At 69.5% G+C, this 23,908-nt stretch carries 24 protein-coding genes and 2 pseudogenes; 18 read left to right on the top strand and 8 right to left on the bottom strand.

Annotated features, from left to right (window positions below):
• Nucleotides 1–23: 23 nt before the first annotated feature.
• Nucleotides 24–671: a TetR/AcrR family transcriptional regulator gene (locus tag ACTWQE_RS01800; protein ID WP_443326970.1), complete on the top strand. Its 648-nt coding sequence runs from the start codon at nucleotides 24–26 to the stop codon at nucleotides 669–671.
• A gap of 83 nt (nucleotides 672–754) precedes the next feature.
• Here the strand turns inward: ACTWQE_RS01800 and ACTWQE_RS01795 are convergent, their stop codons facing one another.
• Together ACTWQE_RS01795 and ACTWQE_RS01790 are read right to left on the bottom strand one after the other, a co-directional pair.
• Nucleotides 755–1,519 (bottom strand): YqjF family protein, encoded by a 765-nt coding sequence (locus ACTWQE_RS01795; protein WP_443326969.1) that lies wholly within the window; start codon nucleotides 1,517–1,519, stop codon nucleotides 755–757.
• A gap of 375 nt (nucleotides 1,520–1,894) precedes the next feature.
• Nucleotides 1,895–2,287: pseudogene (locus tag ACTWQE_RS01790) on the bottom strand (hypothetical protein); the annotation flags it as partial.
• A gap of 388 nt (nucleotides 2,288–2,675) precedes the next feature.
• On the opposite strand from ACTWQE_RS01790, the gene ACTWQE_RS01785 reads away from it, so the two are divergent.
• The 5 genes from ACTWQE_RS01785 to ACTWQE_RS01765 all read left to right on the top strand — a co-directional run bounded on the left by ACTWQE_RS01785 (nucleotide 2,676) and on the right by ACTWQE_RS01765 (nucleotide 5,572).
• Nucleotides 2,676–3,863: a sulfotransferase family protein gene (locus ACTWQE_RS01785; protein WP_443326968.1), complete on the top strand. Its 1,188-nt coding sequence runs from the start codon at nucleotides 2,676–2,678 to the stop codon at nucleotides 3,861–3,863.
• 113 nt (nucleotides 3,864–3,976) lie between these two features.
• Entirely contained in the window at nucleotides 3,977–4,222 is a 246-nt protein-coding gene (locus tag ACTWQE_RS01780; protein WP_443326967.1) for a hypothetical protein, read from the top strand.
• 36 nt (nucleotides 4,223–4,258) lie between these two features.
• The gene (locus ACTWQE_RS01775; protein ID WP_443326966.1) at nucleotides 4,259–4,498 is read left to right on the top strand and encodes a heme-binding protein; all 240 of its coding nucleotides are present in this window, start codon (nucleotides 4,259–4,261) and stop codon (nucleotides 4,496–4,498) included.
• A complete protein-coding gene (locus ACTWQE_RS01770; RefSeq protein WP_443326965.1) occupies nucleotides 4,498–4,638 on the top strand; it encodes a heme-binding protein in 141 nt (46 codons plus the stop codon). Before ACTWQE_RS01775 ends, ACTWQE_RS01770 begins: the two co-directional genes overlap by 1 nt.
• Before the next feature lie 100 nt (nucleotides 4,639–4,738).
• Nucleotides 4,739–5,572, top strand: a complete 834-nt coding sequence (locus ACTWQE_RS01765) for an alpha/beta fold hydrolase (RefSeq protein WP_443326964.1) — start codon at nucleotides 4,739–4,741, stop codon at nucleotides 5,570–5,572.
• Between the two features lie 310 nt (nucleotides 5,573–5,882).
• Here ACTWQE_RS01765 and ACTWQE_RS01760 read toward each other — a convergent pair whose 3' ends face one another.
• Together ACTWQE_RS01760 and ACTWQE_RS01755 are read right to left on the bottom strand one after the other, a co-directional pair.
• The gene (locus tag ACTWQE_RS01760) at nucleotides 5,883–6,704 is read right to left on the bottom strand and encodes an SCO6745 family protein (protein ID WP_443326963.1); all 822 of its coding nucleotides are present in this window, start codon (nucleotides 6,702–6,704) and stop codon (nucleotides 5,883–5,885) included.
• A 4-nt stretch (nucleotides 6,705–6,708) separates the two neighbouring features.
• Nucleotides 6,709–7,593, bottom strand: coding sequence for an alpha/beta fold hydrolase (locus ACTWQE_RS01755; RefSeq protein ID WP_443327001.1), 885 nt, complete (start codon nucleotides 7,591–7,593; stop codon nucleotides 6,709–6,711).
• 472 nt (nucleotides 7,594–8,065) lie between these two features.
• Here ACTWQE_RS01755 and ACTWQE_RS01750 point away from each other — a divergent pair, with 472 nt between their 5' ends.
• The 5 genes from ACTWQE_RS01750 to ACTWQE_RS01730 all read left to right on the top strand — a co-directional run bounded on the left by ACTWQE_RS01750 (nucleotide 8,066) and on the right by ACTWQE_RS01730 (nucleotide 14,124).
• The gene (locus ACTWQE_RS01750) at nucleotides 8,066–9,265 is read left to right on the top strand and encodes an acetyl-CoA C-acyltransferase (protein WP_443326962.1); all 1,200 of its coding nucleotides are present in this window, start codon (nucleotides 8,066–8,068) and stop codon (nucleotides 9,263–9,265) included.
• 267 nt (nucleotides 9,266–9,532) lie between these two features.
• Complete coding sequence (locus tag ACTWQE_RS01745) at nucleotides 9,533–10,162, top strand: HAD family hydrolase (protein ID WP_443326961.1); 630 nt, start codon at nucleotides 9,533–9,535, stop codon at nucleotides 10,160–10,162.
• Nucleotides 10,163–10,540: 378 nt separating this feature from the next.
• Nucleotides 10,541–12,067: a class I adenylate-forming enzyme family protein gene (locus tag ACTWQE_RS01740; protein ID WP_443326960.1), complete on the top strand. Its 1,527-nt coding sequence runs from the start codon at nucleotides 10,541–10,543 to the stop codon at nucleotides 12,065–12,067.
• A gap of 54 nt (nucleotides 12,068–12,121) precedes the next feature.
• Nucleotides 12,122–13,087 (top strand): NAD(P)H-dependent flavin oxidoreductase, encoded by a 966-nt coding sequence (locus ACTWQE_RS01735; protein WP_443326959.1) that lies wholly within the window; start codon nucleotides 12,122–12,124, stop codon nucleotides 13,085–13,087.
• 350 nt (nucleotides 13,088–13,437) lie between these two features.
• Nucleotides 13,438–14,124 carry a TetR/AcrR family transcriptional regulator gene (locus tag ACTWQE_RS01730; protein WP_443326958.1) on the top strand — a complete coding sequence of 229 codons (687 nt, stop codon included), beginning with the start codon at nucleotides 13,438–13,440 and terminating at the stop codon, nucleotides 14,122–14,124.
• A 567-nt stretch (nucleotides 14,125–14,691) separates the two neighbouring features.
• Here the strand turns inward: ACTWQE_RS01730 and ACTWQE_RS01725 are convergent.
• From ACTWQE_RS01725 to ACTWQE_RS01715, 3 genes and pseudogenes are all read right to left on the bottom strand, one after another.
• Nucleotides 14,692–15,102 (bottom strand): DUF6069 family protein, encoded by a 411-nt coding sequence (locus tag ACTWQE_RS01725; protein WP_443326957.1) that lies wholly within the window; start codon nucleotides 15,100–15,102, stop codon nucleotides 14,692–14,694.
• On the bottom strand, nucleotides 15,099–15,710 hold the full coding sequence (locus tag ACTWQE_RS01720; RefSeq protein WP_443326956.1) for a TetR/AcrR family transcriptional regulator: 612 nt from the start codon (nucleotides 15,708–15,710) through the stop codon (nucleotides 15,099–15,101). The genes ACTWQE_RS01725 and ACTWQE_RS01720 overlap by 4 nt, the downstream gene beginning before the upstream one ends.
• Nucleotides 15,711–15,838: 128 nt before the next feature.
• Nucleotides 15,839–16,288: pseudogene (locus ACTWQE_RS01715) on the bottom strand (PPOX class F420-dependent oxidoreductase); the annotation flags it as partial.
• A 217-nt stretch (nucleotides 16,289–16,505) separates the two neighbouring features.
• Between ACTWQE_RS01715 and ACTWQE_RS01710 the strand changes: the two are divergent.
• From ACTWQE_RS01710 to ACTWQE_RS01685, 6 genes are all read left to right on the top strand, one after another.
• On the top strand, nucleotides 16,506–17,324 hold the full coding sequence (locus tag ACTWQE_RS01710; protein ID WP_443326955.1) for an SDR family oxidoreductase: 819 nt from the start codon (nucleotides 16,506–16,508) through the stop codon (nucleotides 17,322–17,324).
• Nucleotides 17,321–18,133, top strand: coding sequence for an enoyl-CoA hydratase-related protein (locus ACTWQE_RS01705; protein ID WP_443326954.1), 813 nt, complete (start codon nucleotides 17,321–17,323; stop codon nucleotides 18,131–18,133). Before ACTWQE_RS01710 ends, ACTWQE_RS01705 begins: the two co-directional genes overlap by 4 nt.
• Nucleotides 18,120–19,349, top strand: a complete 1,230-nt coding sequence (locus ACTWQE_RS01700; RefSeq protein WP_443326953.1) for an acyl-CoA dehydrogenase family protein — start codon at nucleotides 18,120–18,122, stop codon at nucleotides 19,347–19,349. Before ACTWQE_RS01705 ends, ACTWQE_RS01700 begins: the two co-directional genes overlap by 14 nt.
• Before the next feature lies 1 nt (nucleotide 19,350).
• Nucleotides 19,351–20,133 carry an SDR family oxidoreductase gene (locus ACTWQE_RS01695; protein ID WP_443326952.1) on the top strand — a complete coding sequence of 261 codons (783 nt, stop codon included), beginning with the start codon at nucleotides 19,351–19,353 and terminating at the stop codon, nucleotides 20,131–20,133.
• Nucleotides 20,126–21,163: a phosphotransferase family protein gene (locus tag ACTWQE_RS01690; protein WP_443326951.1), complete on the top strand. Its 1,038-nt coding sequence runs from the start codon at nucleotides 20,126–20,128 to the stop codon at nucleotides 21,161–21,163. Before ACTWQE_RS01695 ends, ACTWQE_RS01690 begins: the two co-directional genes overlap by 8 nt.
• Nucleotides 21,164–21,968: 805 nt before the next feature.
• Nucleotides 21,969–22,529: a hypothetical protein gene (locus ACTWQE_RS01685; RefSeq protein WP_443326950.1), complete on the top strand. Its 561-nt coding sequence runs from the start codon at nucleotides 21,969–21,971 to the stop codon at nucleotides 22,527–22,529.
• Nucleotides 22,530–22,687: 158 nt separating this feature from the next.
• Here the strand turns inward: ACTWQE_RS01685 and ACTWQE_RS01680 are convergent, their stop codons facing one another.
• The gene (locus ACTWQE_RS01680) at nucleotides 22,688–23,095 is read right to left on the bottom strand and encodes a RidA family protein (RefSeq protein ID WP_443326949.1); all 408 of its coding nucleotides are present in this window, start codon (nucleotides 23,093–23,095) and stop codon (nucleotides 22,688–22,690) included.
• Nucleotides 23,096–23,237: 142 nt separating this feature from the next.
• Between ACTWQE_RS01680 and ACTWQE_RS01675 the strand changes: the two genes are divergently transcribed.
• The gene (locus tag ACTWQE_RS01675; protein WP_443326948.1) at nucleotides 23,238–23,618 is read left to right on the top strand and encodes a winged helix-turn-helix transcriptional regulator; all 381 of its coding nucleotides are present in this window, start codon (nucleotides 23,238–23,240) and stop codon (nucleotides 23,616–23,618) included.
• Nucleotides 23,619–23,908 lie beyond the last annotated feature (290 nt).

Raw genomic sequence — 23,908 nt, 5'->3', positions numbered from 1 at the left:
CCGTGATTCCGGGAGGAGGACGAGTGCGGGAAGAGAAGAACGTGGCTCTGCGCTCGGACGCGCAACGGAATCGCGAGCGCATCCTGGACGTCGCGCTGGCCGAGCTGACGCGGGCCGCGGACGCCCCCCTGAGCGCGATCGCGAAGAAGGCGGGCGTCGGGCAGGGGACGTTCTACCGCAACTTCCCCAACCGCGAGGCCCTCGTCCTGGAGGTCTACCGCTACGAGATGCAGCAGGTCGCCGACACGGCCGCCCAGTTGCTCCGAACCCGCCCACCGGACCAGGCCCTGAGGGAGTGGATGGACCGCCTGGCCCAGTACGCCATGGCCAAGGCAGGCCTGGCCGACGCGCTGCGCAAGACCACCAGCGCGTGCGGCAGCCTGGCCCAGCTGGGTCACGGCCCGGTGACCCACGCGGTCACGCTCCTGCTGAACGCGAACCAGGAGGCCGGCACCATCCGCCCGGGGCTGACCCCCGACGACTTCCTGCTGGCCATTGCCGGGCTCTGGCAGATCGACCCGCACAGCGACTGGCAGCCGCGCGCGACCCGACTGCTGGACCTCGTGATGGACGGGCTGCGGGCGGGGGCGTCCGGAGCGGGCGGGCCCGCGACGGCTGAGTCCGCGGCGGAGGGGCCTCTGGCGGAGGGGCCGGGGGACGGACGGACCTGAGGTGGGCGGGCCTGGGTCCGGATGGACGTAGGTGTCCGGTCCACGAGCAGTGGCACCGTGCACCCGGGCGGAGACCGTGGCGGTCACGGCGTCGGGATACCGCGCGGGCGGCTGGGCCGTCCGAAACGGACAGGGACGCCCGGGGAGTACAGGACACTCACCGGGTCTCCGGCCGGCGCCGGGAGTCCTGCCGCCACGATCAGGTTCTCGTCGCACTGGACCAGCTCGGCCCGGTGCAGCGGCCAACGCGGATGGGTGTTCGGGAGGTACAGCTGCCGCCCGAAGAAGGCGTTGTGCATGCCCCAACGGGCGGTCAGGAAGTGTTCGAGTTCCGTGGGATCCACGACGCTCTCACCGACCTCTATGGTGATCCGGCAGTGCGCCCCCCGCGGCCCCGGCCACCGTCGCGTACTGGTGTACGTGATCGTGTCGTTGTGGTGCTCAATGGCCATCCGGGACCACAGATACGGCAGCCGGAAGGCGGTACGCGCGATGGCCACGGGTATCAGCCGGGAGGCGTCCAGCGAGCGGAAGACCACGCCGCGCCGTCCATGGGCGTCCACCGAGTAGAGGCGGACATTGGTCTCGGGAAAGGTGCCGAGGTAGGGAATGCCGGGGAGGCGGAACCAGCCCACCCGGTGCATGCGGAAGGCGACGAGGCCGACGTAGGTGACCCCGTCGAGGGTGTCGGGTACGGCCCTGGCCGGCAGGAGCGGCGCGACGTCCGCGGGGTCGACGGCCCAATGCAGAAAGGCCAGGTCGAGCCATGACTGCGTGAGCAGCGGACTTTCTGTGGAGCCGGGCGGGTCGGCGGTTATGGGTTCCGGGGCGATTCTCGTGTGCGACACGGCGTCAGCATCTCAGACCACGATGTGCAGCCTCGTGGAAACGCCGACCGTGTGAGAACAGGCGCACTCTGCGCGGGACGACCCGGGGTGAGACACCGCCTCGACCAACCCCTTCGGCCGCCATGGTGCCGGCCGATCTGTGGGAGGCGCCGGTGTTCGTCACCCCCCGATCGCGCTCGGGTCCTCCCGCGAAACCCCGTTCCGAGCGTGGTGCTCACAGGGATCGGCAGGAGCGTGCGGGAGCCGGAAGGTCCGGCTGTCGTCGGACAGTTGTCGATTCGGCGCGGAGTGGCGGCCAGGGTGAGGCTGCCCGGGAGGGCGGCGACAGCCGTGCGGAAGCGAGCGGCCGGGCGCCACCTGACACGCTTTGGGACGTCAGTCGGCCCGCGACGGCGCGACGGCACTTCGGTCCCGCCGCACGCCCGCACCGGCAACGCCACCCGGCGGACCCTCGAAAGCGCCCTTGGCGGTGAAGGCCAGCTTGGCGAAGTGTTCGCCGATACGGCGGTGGGTGGCGGCATCCGGGTGGAGCTGGTCGGGCAGCGGAAGCTCGGCCGAGTCCGCCTCACCGTAGAGGTCGCGGCCGTCGAGGTAGTGCAGGTTCGAATCCTCGGCCGCCCGCTGCGTCACGATCCGGACCAGCTCGTCCCGGATGACGCCCAGGGTCAGTTTCCCGCTCGCGCGTTCCGCCGGATCGCCCGTGGCCCGGAACCGCAGTTGGCCGGTGCTGAGGGCGGTGAAGTCAAACGCGCCCGGGCCGGGCGTGTCTGCCGCGTGCTGGCCGACGAACTACGGTGCTTCATCCCCGATGGCGCCGCGCGGATCGCACAACAGGTGACACCCGTCGAAGGGAATCTGCCTGCCGCGCAGCCGCTCTTCCCCCGCCTCCAGGAGGACACTCAGACCGTGTGACACCGGCGAAGAGGAGCCTGCCGGGGTGGAGCCTTCCGGGGTGGCGGTGGCGGGTCCGAAGCGGGGCTCGGTCTGATCATCGGGGCCTCGTCCGTCGGGAACGGTTGTGTTCCCGGGTTGCCTCCGGCCGGGGGGAAGGTTGCCGGGTCGGCAAGGTGGGCAGCCTTTGTCAGCTCTTGGGCGCAGCAAGCCAGTTCGATGAGGTACATCCCCATCCGCCCCGCCTCCGAAAGGAACCCGCCCCGTGTCCTCCGCCCCTCTCGCCCTCACCCTGGCCAATCTGCTGCTCCGGCCGGGCTTCGGCTCCCGTCGCAACCCCGACCGGGTCTTCGACCGGCTCGTCGCCATGACCGGGCAGGCGGACGGGGACCAGCGCTTCGTCGATGACTTCCGGTTCCTGCTGCGCCACTGGGCGGGGGACGAGAACCTCACTCCGCTCGGTTGGCAGTCCGCGCAGACTCACGTCCGCAGGCATCTCACCAACCGGGCCCGGATCCGGCGGCTGGTCGCCGAGCACCCCGCCATCGAGCGGGAGCCCATCGAGAATCCGGTGTTCGTGGTGGGGCTGCCGCGCACCGCGACCACGCTCACCCACGGCGTGCTGTCCCTCTCGGACGAGCACCGCTGCCCCCTGTTGTGGGAGCTGCTCACGCCCGACCTGGACGTACCGCCCGGGCAGCGGCGCAAGGCCATCGCGCCCGCGCGACGGATGGTCCAGGGAACCAACCTGCTCGCCCCGCGCTTCCAGGACATCCACCGCATCGTCGCCGAGGGCCCCGAGGAGTGCACCTTCGCCCTGCCGCACGCCCTGATGCCACTGTCCCAGGCCCGCATACCCGAGTACCAGGCCTGGCACTACCAGAGGGACTTCGTCCCCGACTACCGCCACCTCAAACAGGTCTTCCAGGTCCTCCAGTACGGCCGCCCGCGCCGCCGCTGGATGCTGAAGTCCCCCATGCACGTCGAGAATCTCGACGCGCTGCGCACCGTCTTCCCCGACGCCACGATCGTGTGGACCCACCGCGACCCGGTCACCGTCATGGCGTCGTTCTGCAGCCTGATCGAGCACGGCATGACCATCAGCGTCCGCCGCATGGACCTCCACGGCATCGGCGCCACCTGGCTCGAACTGCTGAGCCGCGCCGTGACGCGTGGCCTCGCTGCCCGTGCGGCGATTCCCCGGGGGGCGCTGGTGGACGTCCCGTACTCCTGGCTCGGGTCCGACCCGGCCACGGGCGCCCCGAAGCTCTACGACGCCGTCGGTGCCCGGTGGACCGAGGCCGAAGCCGCCCGGCTCCCTGCGGTCACCGCCCGCCCCAAGGGCACCCGCCCCCACGTCTACGACCTGTCCCGTTACGGCCTGACCCGCGCTGACGTCGAGTCGGCCTTCGCGGACTACAACGTCCTGCGGGCCGAGGCCGACCGGTCCTGACGCCGGGGCCGGCCCTGCTGGGCTGCGGAGCCGGCCCGGTCCCCCGGCCGGTTGCCTGCCCCCGTCCCCCCACAGAGATGTGGTCCGCGGCCTGGCCTGGCATGTTCGATGCCATGGATCCACGAACGAGACTGACGTCGACAACGCTGACCGTTGACGGAGAGCAATTCCATGTGAAGGAGCGCGCCGGTAGTCCCGCCACCTACGATTTCACCTGGCTGACAGGCCCGAACCCCGACTACGGGTTCACTTGCGCGCTTCATGGGGCCACCCACATGACGGTGCCTGAACTGGAAGAATCCATCCGCGATTTCCTGAGGCAGGTCGATCCTGACACCGGGTACATCGAAGAAGAGTGATGCTGACGGGCCCGACCCGGCGGTGGATTCACGTGCGTGCTTCCCGCCGCGCTGATCGACGCAGTACGTACGGCCGCCGACGAGATCGGCTCCGCGGTAGCCGTCACCGACACCGGCGGTCATCTCAAAGCGCTCGAGCGCACGGATGACGCCACCTTCCTGGCCGCCGAGGTCGCGGTCGACACGGCATGGACCGCGGCGTCCTACCGTGTCGCCACCCGAACTCCTACGTGTCAGATCAGAATGTCGCGCCCCTCGCGCACCACCCCCGCCTGATGGCGGTCGGCGGCGGCTACTCCTTCATCGAGGACGGCAGCGTCATCGGCGGCCTGGGTATTTCAGGCGGTACCTTCGAACAGGACCAGCAAGCCGCAGGAGCCGCACTCCACTCGCTCGGATTCGAGATCCCGGCCTAGGACACGGCGCCGGGCACGCACGGGCCCAGCCCGTGTTCTCCAGCATCCCCGATCAGCGCACAGCCCTTTGACGATTCCTTCGATCTGCCAGGAGCAAGTCATGCCGTACATTCACGTCGGTACCGAGAACAGCGCCGGCATCGACCTCTACTACGAGGACCACGGTCAGGGACAGCCGGTCGTCCTCATCCACGGTTACCCGCTCGACGGCCATTCGTGGGAAAAGCAGAGCGCGGCCCTCCTCGAAGCCGGATACCGCGTCATCACCTACGACCGCCGCGGCTTCGGCCGGTCCAGCCAGCCCACCACCGGGTACGACTACGACACCTTCGCCGCCGACCTCAAGGTCGTACTCGACACGCTCGACCTCGCCGACATCGTTCTCGTGGGCTTTTCGATGGGTACCGGCGAAGTCGCCCGCTACCTCGGGACCTATGGTTCGCAGCGGATCGCGAAAGCGGCGTTCCTCGCCTCGCTCCAACCGTTCCTGCTCAAGACCGAGGACAACCCGACGGGCGTTCCCCAGCAAGTTTTCGACGACATCCTGGCCGCGGTCACCGCAGACCGGTACGCCTACTTCACGGACTTCTACAAGAACTTCTACAACACCGACGACACGCTGGGGACCCGGCTGTCCCCGGAGGCCCTCCGGAACAGTTGGAACGTCGCGGCGGGTTCATCCTGGTACGCCTCCAGGGCAGCCGTGCCGACCTGGGTCACCGACTTCCGCGCCGACATCCCGAAAATCGACGTCCCCGCGCTGATCCTGCACGGCGATGCCGACAACATCCTGCCCATCGACGCCACCGGCCGTCCGTTCCACGCACTGCTGCCGAACGCGCGGTACGTCGAGATCGACGGAGCGCCTCACGGCCTCCTGTGGACGCATGCGGAGGAGGTCAACGCGGCGCTGCTGGCCTTCCTCGCACAGTAGGTACGCCGCTCCCGGTGGCCAGGATGCCAGGGCTCCTGGGCGGCCCCCCTTCCACCATGGGGGGCCGGGCTCGCGGAAGGACGCCGGGCCGGATCGCCGACGCCGCGTCCGCGGCTGGTCTGCCACCATCGACCTCGCCGTCGCGCCACTGTCGGAGCCGGCGTCGTGAGCGCCCGCCGTCGGTGGTCCGGAGAACCGCTGCGACCTGATCCGCTGCCGGATCGATGTCGGCGGCCATGGCCCTCCCGTTGGCCATGGCCGCGCAGTTCGAGCAGACCACCACGGAGCGGACGGGGTGGGAGGGGCTCGGTCAGCCGACCTTGAGGAGGCCGGCGTCGACGACCGCGCGGCCGAAGGGCCTCGCGAGTTCGGCGAGACGTTCGCAGTCCGCGTCACCCAGGGCAGCGTAGGCGGGAAGGGCCAGGTGGTCGGTGCGGTCCTCGATGTGCTGGCGCAGGCGTACGCCCTCCGGGCTGAGGGAGTCGCCGTCCAGGAGACCTCGCGTGCGCAGGCGCTCCGCGGTGCCGGCCCACTCCTCCTCGGGCCACGCGCGGCTTCCCTTGAGGAAGTCGACGGGAACCTCACCGGTGGCAGCGTGCAGAACCAGGGACTCCAAGGCCCCGACGCCCTCGCTCAGCAGACACGCGACATGGCCGTCTCCACGGAACTCCCGGAGCAGCGTCTGGGCGTGCCACAACTGCAGTACCGGTTCCTCCGGCCAGGGCAGCGCGGCATGCGCGGCGAACAGCGGGCGGCCCTGCGCGTGTTCGCAGGCCGCCTCGGCGGCCCTGCGGGTCAGCGCCAGGACCTCGTCCAGAGCGGGGAGTTCGTGGATCCCGGCCCGTCGCAGGGCCTCGCTCGCGGCGGCGTGCCGTGCGTCCAGTACCTGCTGCGGCGTCGCCGCGTCCCAGGCCCCGTCGACCGCCTTCCGTACGAAATCGGGGTTGAAGTTGTAGAAGGTCGAGATGACCAGCTCGGCGGATGCTCGGCCGAAGGCGGCGCTCCGGGAGGCGAAGTACCCGGCGCGTCCGCTGAGTCCGAGGTCCGCGTACCGTCGCCTTCCCTCGGGGACGAAGTAGATCATGGCGTGTACGGGCTCGAGCCGGCGCCAGGCTGATCGTGCTGTCTTCATGGGGTCACCTCTTCTGAGAGTCGACAGTGGGGGTATTCGCTGTGGTTCCGTACTCGCCGTGCGCTCGCAGATGTTCGAGCAGCAGGTGGCTCAGCGTCTCGGGCGCCTCCTCGGGGACCCAATGGCTGATGCCCTGGAGGGTCTCGAACCGGTACGGCCCGTTGACCCACTGCCCGGTCTCCTGCGCGGCCGCCGGGCCGAAAGCGCTGTCCTCCGTGCTCCAGACGTACAGCGTGGGTACGTCGATGACGCCGATCGCGCCGTCGGGGCGGCCGGCCCGGTACCAGTTCAGCGCCGCGGTGAGAGCGCCCGGCTGGGACAGGTGCCGCACGTAGGCCTCGACACTGTCCTGCGGGATCTTTCCGGCGTAAGCGGCGCGAAGCTCCTCGGCATCGCTTGCGAGCATGCGCTCTTCGGTCGCGGGCGATTCGCGCCAGTCGATCATGTAGTGCGATCGTTCGCGCTGGTCCTGGTCGGTGCGCAGGGTGGTGGCCAGAGCGCCGGGGTGCGGGGTCGAGACAACCGTCAGGGTCCGTAGGCGGCCGGGGTGGGCATCGGCGGTCCACCACGCCACCGCGCCTCCCCAGTCATGGCCGACCAGGTCGAACGACGCCCAGCCCAGTTCCTCCGTGATCGCGACCACATCGTCGACCAGGACGCCGATGCGGTAGTCCTCGGGCCGTTCGGGGCGGGCGCCGGGGGAGTACCCGCGCTGGTCGGGTGCCACCACCCGGTAGCCGTGCGTGGCCAACGCCGCGATCTGCCGTTGCCACACCAGCCCCGTCTGCGGGAAGCCGTGCAGCAACAGCACCGGGCGGCCGTCGGGGGGACCCGCCACGATCGCGTCGAACACGCCCGCAGCAGTGGAGATGCTCAGTTGGGTCACGATCCGCCCCTTCATACCGACTGGTCGGTCAGCTTTCAGTCGTGGACATGGATTGTCAAGGCCGGGAGGACGGGCATTTCGGCAACCGCAGCCGCGCGCCGCGTTTTGGCCGGGCGCCGCGCCAGGCGTGGCTGATTCCGGCCCGCGGGGCACCGCCATGGGCTGCACCTCCCGATCAGGGACCTCGGCCCCGGCGCTCTCGGTGCCGCGGCCTGCGGCCCCACACTTCCCCGAGCATCCGGGGGCTTAGTTGAACCTGACGCCGAATTCAACTATAACCGATCGGGAGGCCGGCTCCGTCACCCTGCGGCCGTGGCGCACGTCATCGGTGAAGGAGGAGGCGGTCACTGACCGCTCACAGCGCTCCAGGTGGCATACGGCAAGGCCGACCAGCATCGAGCCCGGCTCACGGAGCTCGGGATTCCAGCCCTGAAGCTCCCGGACGAACCGGACCGACAGGAAGCAGTGAGGCGACATGAGGGAAGCAGTCATCGTTTCGACGGCACGGACGCCGATCGGGAAGGCGTACCGCGGCGCGTTCAACGACACCCAGGCGCAGGAACTTGCCGCCCACGCCCTCTCGCACGCGGTGCAGCGCGCCGGGCTCGAGGGAGGTGAGGTCGAGGACGTGATCTTCGGCTGCGCGCTCCAGCAGGGGTCCTCCGGTGGCAACGTCGCCCGCCAGGCCGCTCTCCGTGCCGGACTTCCGGACACCGTGTCGGGTATGACGATCGACCGGCAGTGCTCGTCGGGCCTGATGGCGATCGCGACGGCCGCCAAGCAGATCGTCGGCGACGGGATGCAGGTCGCTGTCGGCGGCGGTGTCGAGTCGATCTCCCTGGTGCAGAACGACCACATGAACACCCACCGCATGGCGGATCCCTGGCTGGTCGAGCACAAGCCGAGTATCTACATGCCGATGTTGCAGACGGCGGAGATCGTCGCCGAACGCTACGGCGTGAGCCGGGAACGCCAGGACGAGTTCGCGCTGCTGTCACAGCAGCGCACCGCGGCGGCGCAGGAGGCCGGACGGTTCGACCAGGAGATCGTCGCGCTCGACAGCGTCAAGAAGGTCCTGGACAAGCAGTCCGGGGAGGTGCGGGACGAGGCCGTGACCCTGACCCGGGACGAGGGCAACCGCGCGTCGACCACGCTCGAGGGCCTGGCCGGGTTGGCGCCGGTACTGCCGGACGGTCAGGTGACCGCGCATTCCAGCGTGACGGCGGGCAACTCCTCGCAGTTGTCGGACGGCGCTTCGGCGTCGGTGTTGATGGAGTCGAAGGAAGCCGAGCGCCGCGGCCTGGAGCCGCTGGGCGTATACCGGGGCATGGCCGTTGCCGGTTGCGGGCCGGACGAGATGGGGATCGGCCCGGTGTTCGCCATTCCGAAGCTGCTGAAGCAGCACGACCTCACCATCGACGACATCGGTCTGTGGGAACTCAACGAGGCATTCGCTTCCCAGGCGCTGTACTGCCGTGACCAACTGGACGTCGACCCGGAGCGGTTCAACGTCAATGGCGGCGGAATCTCGGTCGGCCATCCGTACGGAATGACCGGTGCCCGCCTGGTGGGGCACGCCCTGATCGAGGGCAAGCGCCGCGGTGTCCGGTATGTGGTGATCTCGATGTGTGTCGGCGGCGGAATGGGCGCAGCCGGGCTGTTCGAGGTCGTTTGAGGTCCGCGTCCCGGCCGGCGGCGCAGGCAAGGGCCGGCCGGTGGTCGCGGCACCCGCCCGTCCTCCGATTCCTCCGCGGTCCCTGCCTCTCCACGAGGCCGGGACCCGGCCGTCGGGGTCGCGGAGTCGACGAAAAGGGGCCCGCCCGCCCCCATTCTTCCGCGGGCTTCCGCGAGGCCGCGCGATGAGGCCGGCGGGACATGGCTGCCGTTGCATGAGGCCGGTGAAAAGCCGGCCGTGAGAGAGGGTGTGGGTACTGTGTCGAACGTGGTGGAAAAGGCCCGAACCGCGGTCCTCGTGGACTTCGGTGGGGTCATCACCTCCAGTGTGTTGCGGGCTTTCACCGACTTCGGCGCCTCGCTCGGCGGCGACCCGCGCCTGCCGCTGGACCTCCTCAGCCGGGATCAGCCATCGCGCACCCTTCTGGCCGACCACGAGTCCGGCCGTATCGATGCCGAAGCCTTCGAGCGAGGATTCGCCGAGCGTCTCCGCGCCCACGGCGCCGACGTGCAGGCGGAGGGGCTCACGGCCCGGATGCAAGCGGGAATGTCGATCGATCAGGATGTGCTCGCCCTGCTCGGTGATCTCCGCGCCGCCGGGTATCCCGTTGCGCTGGTATCCAATTCGTTCGGGACCGGAACCTACGACGGCGTCGATCTCGCCGCTGTGGCCGACGCGGTCGTCATCTCCGCCCAGGTCGGGATCCGCAAACCCTCCCGGCGGATCTACGCGATCGCGTGTGAACGCCTGGGTGTCGCCCCCGAGGAGGCAGTCATGATCGACGATCTGCGGCAGAACCTCGACGGAGCGGCGCGGATCGGAATCGGGGGCGTGCTGCACACCGGTGCCGCCGACACCCGCCGCCAACTCGCCGAACGCTTCGAAATCACCGCCTGACCGATCGACCGGCCGACCAGTCGGGGGAGGCCGGTCATGCCCCGGATCGGCACGGCACGCGGGCCGAGCGGCAGTGTCGGCGCCCGCCCTGTGCGGTGCTCATGCCCTTCTGTCCCCGTACCGTCTCCGCGCGCCAGGCGGCCGGGCGCCTGCACCCTCCTCAAGTCCTGCCGCCGGCCGGATCCTTCCGGTCGAGCTGCCGTACGCGGTTCGCGACGGTGGTCGTCGTCGTCCACGGGCGGGATGCCTGGGCGGTGCGCACCTCCGGCCACTTCCGCCGTCCAAAGACTTGAATTCGAGTCCGGATTCAATTCTACTGACGGGCGAGGGTGACATCCGCACCGCATCACCTGTTCACATCCCCGGAAGGCACCGCCCATGGCCAGTGTTTTCGACCCGGTCCGCCGCCACGCGGCCGCAACTCCCGACAACATCGCGCTGCGCGGCAGCGCGGATCAGTGGACCTACCGGCAACTGCGCGACGCGAGCGTACGGTACGCGGGCGCCTTGGCCGCCGCGGGCCTGTCTCCCGGGGACCGGGTGCTGCTGGCGGCGCCGTCGGTGCCCGAGTTCGTGGTGGCCTACCTCGGGATCCAGGCCGCGGGCTGCGTCGTGGTGCCGGTCAACACGATGTCCACCCGGGCCGAAGCCGAGTACGTCCTCGGCGACGCCGGGTGCTCGTTGGCGATCGTATGGCACGCCCTCGGCCCGGCCGTCGCGGAGGCGGCCTCGGCGATCAAGGTGCCCTCCTGGACGCTGTCCCCGGGCGCGACGGTCACCGATGCCGCCCCCGTCCCGGTCGCCGACCGGGACCGCGACGAGACCGCGGCCATCCTGTACACCTCGGGTACGACAGGGCGGCCGAAGGGCGCCCAGCTCACGGTCGGGAACCTGTTGTCCGCCGGGGAGATCGGCGCCGAGTGCAGCCGCGGATCGAGCGCCGACCGTACCGGTACCGGACTCCCGCTGTTCCACGTGTTCGGCCAGGCGTCGGTCATGATGGCGACCTTGACCGTGGGCGGCTCGATGTCGTTGCTGGCCCGATTCGACCCGGCGTCGATGCTGGAGATGCTGCGCCGCGACCGGCTCACCATCATGGCCGGCGTACCGACCATGTGGAACGCGATGCTGCACGCGGCGGGTGATGCGAATCCGGCGGACTTCGCCCAACTCCGCGTCGCCGTCTCCGGGGGCGCGTCGCTGCCCGGGGAGATCGCCCGGGCCTTCGAAACCCGGTTCGGCTGCACCATCCTCGAAGGCTATGGGCTCACCGAGACCACGGCGTTCGGTACCTTCAACGACATCGACCGCGGCGGCAAGACCGGGTACACCGGGCGGGCGGTCCCGCGGCTGCAGGTCCAGGTGCGTGACATCGACGGCAACGAGTGCCCGCCGGGTACCGTCGGCGAGGTCCACATCAAGGGGCCCACGGTGATGCGGGGCTACTGGAACCGCCCCGCGGACACCGCCGCGGCAATCTCGCCCGACGGCTGGTTCCGGACCGGCGACCTGGGCGAAACCGACCCGGAGGGCGACCTGCGCATCGTCGACCGGATCAAGGACCTGATCATCCGCGGTGGCTACAACGTCTATCCCGGTGAGGTCGAGGAAGTTCTCTACGAGCACCCGGACATCATCGAGGCAGCCGTGATCGGCGTTCCCGACGACCACTACGGCGAGGAGGTCGCCGCGCTCGTCGCGGCCCGGCCCGGTTCGGAACTCGGTGCCGCTGAGGTGTCGAGCTGGACACGAGAGCGACTGTCCGCCTACAAGGTCCCGCGCATCATCCGGTTCGTCGACGCGCTGCCCAAGGGCCCGAGCGGGAAGATCCTCAAGCGTTCCATCGACCGTACGGAGCTGACCCGCGAGCCCGCGCCCGACGACGTACCCGCCCGCCGCCACTGAACATCCGTCGACCGACGAGATGTGTCCCCCGCAGAAGAAAGACGCCTGTTGCTCATGACCCTGCCTTCCATCCTGCAGGACCGGCTTCGCCTGCCCGTGGTCGCATCGCCGATGTTCATCGTGTCCAATCCGGAGCTGGTCATCGCCCAGTCGGCCTCCGGCATCGTGGGTTCCTTCCCCGCGCTGAACGCGCGGCCCCAGTCGGCGCTGCGCGAATGGCTGCAGCGCATAACGGAGGAGTTGGCCAAGCACGACGCCGACCGTCCCGAGGCGCCGTCCGCGCCGTTCGCGGTCAATCTCATCGTGCACAAGACCAACTCACGTCTGGAGGAGGACCTCGCGACCGTCGTGGAGTTCAAGGTGCCGATCGTCATCACCTCTCTCGGCGCCCGGGCCGATGTCAACGATGCGGTCCACTCCTACGGCGGCATCGTGCTGCACGACGTCATCAGCGACCGGTTCGCGCGCAAGGCGGTGGAGAAGGGCGCGGACGGCCTGATCGCCGTGGCCGCGGGCGCGGGCGGGCACGCCGGCACGCAATCACCCTTCGCGCTCGTCCAGGAGATTCGCGACTGGTTCGACGGCCCCCTTCTGCTGTCGGGCTCCATCGCCCACGGCCGCTCGATCCTCGCGGCGCAGGCCGCCGGCGCGGACCTCGCCTACGTGGGTTCGGCGTTCATCGCCACCGACGAGGCGAACGCGGAGGACCAGTACAAGCAGATGATCGTGGACTCCACCGCTGCGGACATCGTGTACTCCAACCTGTTCACCGGCGTGCACGGCAACTACCTCCGCGGCAGCATCGAGGCCGCCGGGCTCGATCCGGCCGCACTGCCCGGCTCCGATCCGTCCGCCATGGACTTCGGAAACCAGAACATCAAAGGGGCGAAGGCCTGGCGGGACGTCTGGGGCGCCGGTCAGGGCGTCGGCGCGGTCGGGGCGGTACTTCCTGCCGCAGCGGTCGTCGAGCGCCTCGCCGGTGAGTACGCCGAGGCGAAGAGCCGGCTTCAGCGCATGTGACGGTGTTGCGCCGCAGCCGTATCCCACCACTGAGTGCCCCACTCGGCAGGTACGGCGACTCGGTGCGACCGGCGCCGCGCCGCTCGCGGGAGCCGGCGTCGCCGTCGCCTCCTCGGCGTCGCGGAACCCGTGGCGTCCGCCAGTGCCACGGCCGCGCGCCCTCGGGGTACGCGTCGGTGACCGTCCACGGTACGGATGGTCACGGCGCTGCATCCCCATGTGGTCCGGCGACTGGACTCCGGCCGCTTCACTTGCTCCACGGACGGGTCGGGAACCCGGTCCGGAATACCCCGAGCGGGCGCACCTTGCCCATTCGTGATGCTGGCGTCAGATTCAAGTAGACTTCGGGGATGGACACCACTGCGCCCGAGGACAGCGAGAAGGCACCTCCGATGGCGCCCCTCTCGCCACTTCGCGAGCCGCCGACGACGAAGCGCGGAGCGCGGACCCGCGCGGCTTTGGTGAAGGCGGCGCGGAAGGTGTTCGAACGGGACGGCTACCTCGACACCCGTCTGGCCGACATCGCCAAAGAGGCCCGATGCGCGGCGGGATCCTTCTACACCTACTTCGCCAACAAGGAAGAGGTGCTTGCCGCCGTCCTGCTGGAGGCGCAGGAGGACATGATGCACCCCGGCATGGGCCGGGTGCAGGGCACTGACGATCCGTATGCGGTCCTCGAGGCGAGCAATCGCGCGTATCTCGAGGCATACAGACGGAACGCGAAGCTGATGGGACTGCTGGAGCAAGTCGCGCAAGTGGAGCCGGAGTTCCGTGAGTTCCGAAGCCGGCGCACGGATGCGTTCATCCGCCGCAACGCCCGCGGCATCGCGGACCTGCAGGCGAGGGGTGTCGCGGACCGTGAGATCGATCCGATGATGGCCTCTCGTGCGCTGTCGGGCATGGTCAGCCTCATGGCCTACAGCGCCTTCGTGCTCGGCGAGAGGCGAGAGGACGGTACGCCGGTGGACTTCGAGGAGCTCGTGTCCACGGTCACCCGACTCTGGGCGAACGCCCTGCGGTTCGCCGCCCACCGCTGATCCGGCAGGGGCGCCGGCCGGGATGGAGCCCCGGCGACTACGCATGTTCGGCGACCCTGGCCGCGGCGTCGGCGACGAAGACCGGCTTGCGCGAGCCTTCACACCCTAGTACTCCAGCCGTAGTTGTGGATCTTCATGGTGTGGCTGTGCTAGGGCGTGTTTCGAAAGTTGCGCCGTCCGCCCGAAGGGCGGGGGTCGCGGCTCCCCCAGCTACCGCTGGGCGGTGCCCCCAGGTGCGTGCGATCGCAAGGCGGTGGGGGTACCCCCGGCCGGAGGCTGGGGGAGGTCGTCCTCGTACTGGGGGCCCCCATGCCGAAGGCCAGGGGAGTACTCGGACGAGCCCGACAACGCAGCGTGGGGGCACTCCCCCAGCCTTCGGCCGGGGGGACCCCCACCCAGCGGCAGCTGGGGGAGTGCGTGCCAGGCGTCGCGGACCTGGGGGCACTCCCCCGGCCTTCGGCCGGGGGCACCCCCACCCGGACGGAGTCTGGGGGAGGGACTTTCGAAACACGCCCTAGCAGGGCTGCCTCCATCTGGCGCTGTTCGCGGCGTACTTGGTGCCGGCGGTCACCCCCTGGCGGCACCGGGTCCCGCCCCGGGGGACCTGCCGCCCAGTCCCGGGATCAGCACCGCCGCCACCGCCAGGTCCATCAGAGCGAGGGAGACCCGGGTGCCGCCGTCCATGCCGTCGCCGATGAACGGCAGGAAGGACACGGCCAGTACGGCGCCGGCCACCCCGGTCCAGATGGCGCGGGCGCGCCGCGCCCCGAACCGCTCCAGGGCGGCCAGCAGTGCCCAGCCGGAGAGCGACGCGAGCAGTGCGACGACCGCCACGGGCACGGCGCCGATGTCGAGCGTCTGCTCGCCGTCGGCGATCCGCAGCCGGTGTCCCAGCAGTGGGTCCGCGACCAGCCACACCAGGACGGGGGCCAGGACGGCCAGGGCCGTAACCCCCAGGCGCCTTCTCCGCGCGCTCACTTGGCGCCCCCCGAGAGCGCCCCGTGCAGGAAGACCTCCACCAGCTCCTGCGGGGTCAGGTCGGGCTCGTCCTCCGTACGCGGCTGGGTGAAGAGCAGTCCGAAGAAGAGGGCCGCGATCTGCTCCGGCGGTCGGCGCAGGGCGGCCTTGTCGGGCTCCAGCAGCTCCGCGAGGGCCGCGCGGATACGGGTCGTCGACTCGTGGCGGCCCGCGCCGCGCACCGTGCCGGGGTGCTTGCCGCCGCGATGCCCCAGCGAGCCGGCGATCGCGCCCATCCTGGACATATGCGCCTGCAGCGCCTCGGCCGCCTCCGCGAGCCGGTCGGGCAGCGGCTGGGATACGTCGATCGCGTCGAGCTCGCGGACCGCGTGCTCGGGGGAGAGCGCCTCGGCCATGCAGGCCTGCAGCAGTTCGTCCTTGTCGGCGAAGACCCGGAAGATCGTGCCTTCGCCGATGCCCGCGGCGCGGGCGATCTTCGCGGTCGTCACCGCGGCGCCGTACTCGGCGATCAGCGGGATCGCAGTCTGGATGATCATTTCGCGGCGCTGCTCCGGCGACATGCCGGGGGCGCGGCGGCGGGTGGTCTGGTTCTCCTGAGGTGCTGTCATGACCGCGAGAATACGGAGTGAGGACTCACTCCGTCAATGAGTGAGTCCTCACTCCGCTCACTTTTTCCCGTACTCGGCTGCTTCTCGATGGCAGCCCACCGGGATCCACACCTACGGCTGGAGTGCTGGCCGGTGACGTCGAGCGCCGTTCCATACAGTCGGTGCGCGCTCAGTCGGACGACCAGCCGGCGCTCGTGGACCCATTGCTCCAGAAGCGCCCCTTCGCCCTCGGGCTTCGCGGCCTCCCAGACCACCGCGAGCAGCTCCCGCCCGACCGCATCACCCGCAACAGTCGTGATGTCCGAGACCTCTGCCTCGCCCTCGACGACAGCGAACGACCACACGTCGCCACCAGGCATTGCAGGGCCGGGTCATGCTTCAGGTGTTTGACCTTGATGATGCAGTCCGCCGTGGTGGAGACCGGACGACGCACGCGTCAGGGTTCCAGCCATGGAGCATGGTGGTCAGGTGGGGTGACCACTGCGCTTGGTGGTGGCGAGGACGCCTAACCGATGCCCGCCCGGCAGGTCGGAGAGAGCTTCGTCGGACAGGGGGCGAGGCGCGGGTCCTCGAGCCATGAAATGCGCAACTTCCCGCACACGCCCTGGCATTCCCCGCCGGCCGAAGCCTGATCCACCCTCGCGACAGGCCCTGCTCGGGGCCTTCTCCGCGTGATGTGGCGCACCAGGGAGTTGAACTTGACTTCAGATTCAAATATACAGGGTGCAGACCACGGTCACTTCATCTCGGGGCCGCGCCCTGGCACCGCACGCCCCGCCACGGAGAGGGTTCGCTGTGAACGTTGCACAAAGAGTCGCCATCGTCACCGGTGGCGGTGGCGGCATCGGCGGCGCGCTGGTCACCCGGCTCGCCCGCGAGGGTGCTCGGGTCGTCGTCGCAGACCTCGACGCGGACACCGCGCGGGCGGTATCGGAGAGAGCCAACGCCGACCATCCGGGAAGCACTGTCAGCGCCGGCGCGGACGCGTCGGACACCGCCCAGATCCAGCAGTTGATCGACCTGGCGGAGAGCGCGTTCGGTCCGGTCGACCTCTACTTCGCGAACGCGGGCATCGGCGGGGCACCGGGCCTCGACGCGGGCGAGCAGGACTGGGACCTCTCGATCGATGTGAACCTTCGAGCCCACATCCGTGCGGCGAGGCTGCTGGTGCCGCGGTGGCTCGAGCGCGGCGAGGGCTACTTCGTCAGCACCGCCTCGGCGGCCGGGCTGCTCACCCAGATCGGCTCCGCCACGTACGCCGTCACCAAGCACGCGGCCGTCGGCTTCGCCGAATGGCTGAGTGTCACCTATGGCGATCGCGGGGTCCGCGTCAGCTGTCTGTGCCCGATGGGGGTGAACACCAGGATGCTGTCCCTGGGGAAGGACTCCGGAGACGCCCTGGGGCGAGCGGCCACGCAGGCCGTCACGTCCGCGGGTGACGTCCTCGAGCCGGCCGAGGTCGCCGACGCCGTCCTCGCCGCGATCGAGGACGAGCGGTTCCTGATCCTGCCGCACGAAGCCGTTCTGGACATGTACCGGCAGAAGGGCTCGGACTACGACCGATGGCTGCGCGGGATGCGCCGCTACCAGAGCTCCCTGCTGGCGCAGGCATGACCGGCGCGCCGGGCGAGCTCGTCCTCGCCGAACACCGCGGGCCCGTGCTGGTGCTCACCTTCAACCGGCCCGCCAAGCTGAACGCCTGGACCGACGAGCTCGAGAACCGCTACTTCGCGCGGCTCGACGCCGCCGAGGACGACCCGGACGTACGCGCCGTCGTGGTCACCGGCGCGGGACGCGGATTCTGCGCCGGCGCCGATCTCCAGCGGCTGCAGGCGGTCGGCGAGGTCTCCGAGGCGGACAGGGCGCGGCGCCGGCCGCGTGACGTGCCGCTGACCCTGCGCAAACCGCTGATCGGTGCGGTCAACGGGGTGGCCGCGGGCCTGGGCATGGTGGAGGCGCTCTACTGCGACATTCGCTTCGGCTCGCCCTCGGCCCGGTTCACCACGGCATTCGCGCAGCGCGGGCTGATCGCCGAGTACGGGATCTCCTGGCTGTTGCCGCGGCTCGTCGGGCACAGCCGGGCAACGGACTTGCTGTTGTCCAGTCGCATGGTGGACGCCGAGGAGGCACTGCGTATCGGACTCCTCGACCACCTGGTCCCCACCGGCAGTGTGGTCGATGCCGCTGTCGCGTACGCCGCCGATCTGGCGACGCGCTGCTCCCCGGCGTCCATGGCCACCATCAAGAAGCAACTGCGCAACGACGCGGACGGCACCTACGCCGATTCCGTGACCCGGGCGGAAGGCGCCATGCTCCAGGCCTTCCGCGGGGCCGATTTCGTCGAAGGCGTGGCCAGTCACCTCGACAAGCGCCCCCCGAGTTTTCCCTCCCTACCCGTCAGGAGCTCAGATGTCCCTGTTTGACACGTCGGACCGCGCCAAGAAGTACCAGGCGGATCTGCTCGAGTTCATGGATTCGCACATCTACCCCGCCGAGGCGGTCTACCACGAGCAGATGTGCGCCTCGGGTGACCCGAACTTCCACCCGCCGATCATCGAGGAACTCAAGGCGGAGGCGCGCAAGCGCGGACTGTGGAACCTCTTCCACCCGCACAAGGAATGGGGTCCGGGGCTCACGAACCTCGAGTACGCGCCGCTGGCCGAGATCATGGGGCGCAGCCACATCGCCTCCGAGGCGTGCAACTGCAACGCTCCCGACACCGGCAACATGGAGGTGCTCACGCTCTTCGGCACCGACGAGCACAAGGAGAAGTACCTGCGGCCCCTGCTCGACGGGACGATGGCCTCGGCCTTCGCGATGACCGAGCCGCGTGTCGCCAGCTCCGACGCCACCAATATCGAGTTGCGGATGGACCGCGACGGTGACGAGTACGTGCTCAACGGCCGTAAGTGGTTCGCGTCCAATGCCCTGCACCGCAACTGCAAGGTGCTCATCGTCATGGGGAAGACGGACCCCACCGCTGCCCCGCACCGGCAGCAGTCGATGATGGTCGTCCCGATCGACGCCCCCGGGATCACGGTCATGCGCGGGCTGCCGGTGTTCGGCTACCAGGACCGTGAGGGGCACGCCGAGATCGATTTCACCGACGTGCGGGTGCCGGCCAAGGACGTACTCAAGGGCGAAGGGGAGGGTTTCGCGATCAGCCAGGCCCGGCTCGGGCCCGGTCGTATCCACCACTGCATGCGGGCTATCGGCGCCGCCGAGCGGGCGCTGGAGCTGATGTGCCGGCGCGCCCAGTCACGGGTGACGTTCGGTCGTCCGGTCGCCGACCGGTCCAACGTCCAGGACTGGATCGCGGAAGCGCGCATCGACATCGAGATGATCCGCCTGCTCACGCTCAAGGCCGCGTATCTGATGGACACGGTCGGGAACAAGGAGGCGCGCACCGAGATCGCGGCCATCAAGGTGGCCGCCCCGAACATCGCGTTGCAGGTCGTCGACCGTGCGATCCAGGTACACGGGGGAGCTGGCGTGACCGATGACTTCCCGCTGGCGATGATGTACGCGCATCTGCGGACGTTGCGGCTGGCGGACGGTCCCGACGAGGTGCACAAGCGGGCCATCGCCAGGCAGGAGCTGCGGCAGTACCGCGACGCGGCCACGGCAGCGGTGAGCTGAGATGGCAGGACTCGATCTCACCGGTCGCACCGCCGTCATCACCGGCGCCTCGCGCGGTATCGGGCTGGCGATCGCCGAGGCCATCGCCGCGGCCGGCGGAAACGTCGTCCTCACCTCCCGGTCCCAGGAGGCGGCAGACGCCGCCGCGGCCCGGGTGGGCGGCGCAGCGCTGGGGGTCGGTGCGCACGCGGTCGACGAAGAGGCGGCCCAGCGCTGTGTGGACCTGACACTCGAGCGCTTCGGAAGTCTGGACATCCTCGTCAACAACGCGGGGACCAACCCGGCGTTCGGACCGGTCCTCGACCAGGACCACGGGCGGTTCGCCAAGACCTTCGACGTGAACCTGTGGGCTCCCGTCCTGTGGACCGGTCTGGCCACGCGGGCCTGGATGGGCGAGCACGGCGGGGCGGTCGTCAACACCGCGTCGGTCGGCGGTATGGCCTTCGAGGCGAACATCGGGTTGTACAACGCGTCGAAGGCGGCACTGATCCATCTCACGAAGCAACTGGCCCTGGAACTCTCGCCGAAGGTTCGCGTCAACGCGGTGGCACCGGGTGTGGTGCGCACGAAGCTGGCCGAGGCCCTGTGGAAGGAGCACGAGCAGGCCGTGTCTGCCTCGACGGCGCTCGGGCGCATAGGGGAGCCTGCCGACATCGCCTCGGCGGTCGCCTTCCTCGTCTCGGACGCCGCGAGTTGGGTCACCGGCGAGACCATGGTGATCGACGGCGGGCACCTGCTCGGTGACGCGCTCCCGTTCAGACAAGGAGTCGGCATCGGTGTCTAGCGCGGACATCGTCGGAATCGACGCCGGGGCGGTGAGCCGCTGGCTCGAGACCCTCGGCGTCGACTTCGCCGGGCCGCCCGTCTTCCACCGGATCGGGCTCGGCCAGTCGAATCTGACCTATCTCGTACGGGACCAGGACGGCCGCAGATGGGTGCTGCGGCGCCCACCGCTGGGTCGCCTGTTGGCGTCGGCGCACGACGTGGCCCGCGAGGCGCGGATCCTGACCGCGCTGGAGGGCACCGCCGTCCCGACCCCGCGGGTGCTCGGGCTGACCGATGATCCCGCCGTGACGGACGTCCCGCTGCTGCTCATGGAGTTCGTGGACGGCCAGGTCGTCGACACGATGCCGATCGCGCGGTCGTTGACGCCCGAGCGCCGCCGGGCGATCGGGATGTCGTTGCCGCGGACGCTGGCGAAGATCCACGCGGTCGATCTCGAGACGGCCGGGCTGACCGGTCTGGCCGGCCACAAACCGTATGCGCAGCGTCAGCTCAAGCGGTGGTCGGGCCAGTGGGAGAAGTCCAGGACCCGCGAGCTGCCCGCCCTCGAGGACCTCACCCGGCGCCTTGCCGCAGCTGTCCCGGAGCAGCGCGAACTGACGCTCGTACACGGCGACTTCCATCTGCGCAACGTCATCACCTCCTACGACGGCGGGGAGGTGACCGCGGTGCTCGACTGGGAGTTGTCGACATTGGGGGATCCGTTGGCGGACATGGGCAGCCTGCTGGCGTACTGGCCGGAACCGGGAGATGAGGAGACCGGAGGCGATTTCGCCGCCTCCGTCCTCGAAGGCTTCCCGGACCGTTCCGAGCTCGCTCAGGTGTACCTGACCGAAACAGGCCGGGACCCGGCGGCACTGAAGTTCTGGCATGTGCTGGGACTGTGGAAGGTGGCCGTCATTGCCGAGGGCGTGATGAGGCGGGCGATCGAAGAACCGAAGAACAAGAGCATCACAGGCACCCCCACCGTGGCACGTATCGATGCGCTCGTGGACAAGGCCTGCCGAATCGCCGGCGAAGCCGGGATCTGAGACGTATCAGCGATCTGCGATCGCGACGGGCGCCGCGCGTACGCGGGCAGCCGTCAGCCGGCCGTCGGACTGTTCCTCCTGACGGCCGGCTGTGCGGCCTTACCCGGTCAGCCGCAGCGCGACCGTGGCGATCAGCGCGCACACGGTCATGCCGGGGGCCAACGACCGTTTGCCGACACTCGCTGGGTTGTCCTGCGGCGGCTCCATCGGCCCCCTCGCTCCAACGCCGCACTCATCACCCGGAGTGGGCCCGTTGGCCGGCCCTGCGGCAAGACCCTGCCCGTCAGGCCGCCTGTGCGAGCGGGGGCGTCGTCGTCGACGTCGCGGAAGGCTGTGGATCGTGGACGGGACCAACGCTGCCGAGTCGCGCGGTCAACCGGTCTGGACGGGCCCGCCGCGTCATCGACGGGTTGTCACCTGACCGTGCGTGCCGCCCCGGTGGTGGGGCGACCCTTGGTCGCAATATGACCGAGACCCAGCTTGCCCCTGCGGTTCGTGGTGCGAAAGGTTTCGGTGCGAGCGTGAAGCGGTGCCTGAATGAGGGCTTCAAGAGACCCTTCTCTACTGCGTGACGCTCGCACTGCGAGGGGGTTGGCGCATGGACCGCGGGCATGCGGAGGGGGTACTCGCCGTGCGGTGAGCCGCTGCCGTACACCTGGCTCGGGCGGTCGCCGAAACGCTCGTCGATCACACCCATGACGTGGTCTTGCCGGCTGCCTCCGGCATGCTCCGTCACCGTTCCACGCGCCACCGCAGGATCTTGCGCTTCAACCACGATCGAGGAGACGTGATGGAAGCTAGGACTGTGCGACTGTCCGCGATCATGAGCTTACTGCTCGGCTTGACCTGGTTGTCCGCACCGACCGCGGCGGCCGAGCAAGCGGATCCGTCCGGTACGGCCGCTGCCACGGCCGAGGTACAAGCCGAGGTACAAGCGGAGGCACAAAAGGAAGCCGCCCGCCTGCGGGCCACGGGCACGGCCGCCCGTGCCGTCTGTTACAACGCACACGTACAGGACGTCGGCTGGCAAGGCACGCGCTGCAACGGTGAGGTGGCCGGAACCACCGGCCAGTCCCGCCGACTGGAGGCCATCGTGATCGCGGTCTCCTCCGACGTCGGAAGCGTTTGTTACAACGCGCATCTGCAGGACGTGGGTTGGCAGGGCTCGCGCTGCAACGGTGAGGTGGCCGGAACCACTGGTCAGTCCCGGCGGCTGGAAGCCATCACGGTGGCAGTGTCAACCGGAAGCGTTTGTTACAACGCGCATCTGCAGGACGTGGGTTGGCAGGGCTCGCGCTGCAACGGTGAGGTGGCCGGAACTACCGGCCAGTCCCGTCGACTGGAAGCCGTCGCGATCGTTGTGTGACCGCAACGGTGGCTTGAGCTCTGACCGGCCGGGCTGGCCTGGTTGGCCGGGGCGCGATGCTCCGGCCAGCCCGGCCAACCCGGCCAACCAGGCCAGTACCGCCATACGGCCACCGTTCGAGGCCCGAGGTCAAGAACAAGCCCAGGGCCAACGCCTGTTCAGTCGATGATCGCGGTGGCTTCGATCTCGACCAGATGGTCGGGTACGTCCAGTGCCGCAACGCCCAGCAGCGTGCCCGGCGGGACCGGGGTGGCCCCCAGCTTCGCGGCCGCCCGAGTGACCCCCTCCAGGAACAGGGGCATCTTGTCGGGGGTCCAGTCGACGACGTAGACGGTCAGTTTCGCCACGTCGTCGAAGGAGCCGCCGACCTCGGCCAGGGCGGTGCCGATGTTGAGGTAGCACTGCTCGACTTGCGCGGCGAGGTCACCTTCGCCGACCGTGACCCCCTCGGCATCCCAGGCGACCTGCCCGGCGATGAAGACCAGCTTCGACCCAGTCGCGATCGACACCTGCCGGTAGGCATCGATCTCCGGCAATCCGCTGGGGTTTACCAGGGTGATGGCCATGCTGCCTGCCTCCTTGTCATGAGAGCCCGTGGGCTCGCTGCCGCTGAACCAAGACGCTCTTGGTCTCTTGTGGTTACTCAGGAACCGTAGGAGAGTGGCCGCTGACACGAAAGAACGCACTTTTTAGTGACTGGGGAACCTTATGGTGACCAAGCAGTTCAGGGGCGCGCCCAAGGAAGCAGACCTGACGCGCGCGGACTCTTTGGCGCGGGAAATATTTTCGGACGTCGCCAATAAGTGGGCGCTCCTGATCATTGAGGTTCTGGGTGAGCGCACCCTGCGCTTCGGCGAGTTGCGGAATGAGGTCGAGGGCATCAGCCACAAGATGCTCACCCAGAACCTGCGCATGATGGAGCGCAACGGCCTGGTCGAGCGGAGCGTGCACCCCACCGTGCCACCGCGGGTCGAGTACACCCTCACCGAGCCGGGGCAAGCCCTACGAGCGACGGTCGATGGAATGTGCGGCTGGACCCACCAGTACCTCGGTCACATCGAGGCCTCCCGCCGTCGCTTCGACGCCTGACGGGTGGAGCACTCGCACGCGAAGCCATCGGCCGGGCCTCCCTCGGGCGGTTCGTTCCCTGCACGCCTCCGGCACGGAGTTCGAGGCCCCATTCACCTTTGCTGCCCTCCATCCGCTCCGCGCACCGATTCTGGACCAGGTCGATGATCAACCCGCGCCTCAGCGCGGCGCCCTGAGGTGTCGTTCGGACTCCGGCACGGCGCTGCACCGGACCGGTTCGGAGCGAGTCTTGCCGTGCTGAACCTCTTCGCCGACGCAGACGAGTCCACCAGGTGCCGGCCGACGGCACC

Origin of the sequence: Streptomyces sp. 8N706 (assembly GCF_052245415.1) — a bacterium.
In the GTDB taxonomy this organism is placed as follows: Bacteria; Actinomycetota; Actinomycetes; order Streptomycetales; family Streptomycetaceae; genus Streptomyces.
This window is presented reverse-complemented; position numbering and strand designations above follow the sequence as displayed.

Bases quoted from the DNA above. Each gene is read 5' to 3' on its own strand.
- ACTWQE_RS01680 (WP_443326949.1), bottom strand. From the start codon at position 23,095: ATGGCCATCACCCTGGTAAACCCCAGCGGATTGCCGGAGATCGATGCC.
- ACTWQE_RS01770 (WP_443326965.1), top strand. From the start codon at position 4,498: ATGGCGGTCGGCGGCGGCTACTCCTTCATCGAGGACGGCAGCGTCATC.
- ACTWQE_RS01780 (WP_443326967.1), top strand. From the start codon at position 3,977: ATGGATCCACGAACGAGACTGACGTCGACAACGCTGACCGTTGACGGA.
- ACTWQE_RS01730 (WP_443326958.1), top strand. From the start codon at position 13,438: ATGGACACCACTGCGCCCGAGGACAGCGAGAAGGCACCTCCGATGGCG.
- ACTWQE_RS01700 (WP_443326953.1), top strand. From the start codon at position 18,120: ATGTCCCTGTTTGACACGTCGGACCGCGCCAAGAAGTACCAGGCGGAT.
- ACTWQE_RS01675 (WP_443326948.1), top strand. From the start codon at position 23,238: ATGGTGACCAAGCAGTTCAGGGGCGCGCCCAAGGAAGCAGACCTGACG.
- ACTWQE_RS01740 (WP_443326960.1), top strand. From the start codon at position 10,541: ATGGCCAGTGTTTTCGACCCGGTCCGCCGCCACGCGGCCGCAACTCCC.
- ACTWQE_RS01765 (WP_443326964.1), top strand. From the start codon at position 4,739: ATGCCGTACATTCACGTCGGTACCGAGAACAGCGCCGGCATCGACCTC.
- ACTWQE_RS01735 (WP_443326959.1), top strand. From the start codon at position 12,122: ATGACCCTGCCTTCCATCCTGCAGGACCGGCTTCGCCTGCCCGTGGTC.
- ACTWQE_RS01705 (WP_443326954.1), top strand. From the start codon at position 17,321: ATGACCGGCGCGCCGGGCGAGCTCGTCCTCGCCGAACACCGCGGGCCC.
- ACTWQE_RS01750 (WP_443326962.1), top strand. From the start codon at position 8,066: ATGAGGGAAGCAGTCATCGTTTCGACGGCACGGACGCCGATCGGGAAG.
- ACTWQE_RS01695 (WP_443326952.1), top strand. From the start codon at position 19,351: ATGGCAGGACTCGATCTCACCGGTCGCACCGCCGTCATCACCGGCGCC.
- ACTWQE_RS01720 (WP_443326956.1), bottom strand. From the start codon at position 15,710: ATGACAGCACCTCAGGAGAACCAGACCACCCGCCGCCGCGCCCCCGGC.
- ACTWQE_RS01760 (WP_443326963.1), bottom strand. From the start codon at position 6,704: ATGAAGACAGCACGATCAGCCTGGCGCCGGCTCGAGCCCGTACACGCC.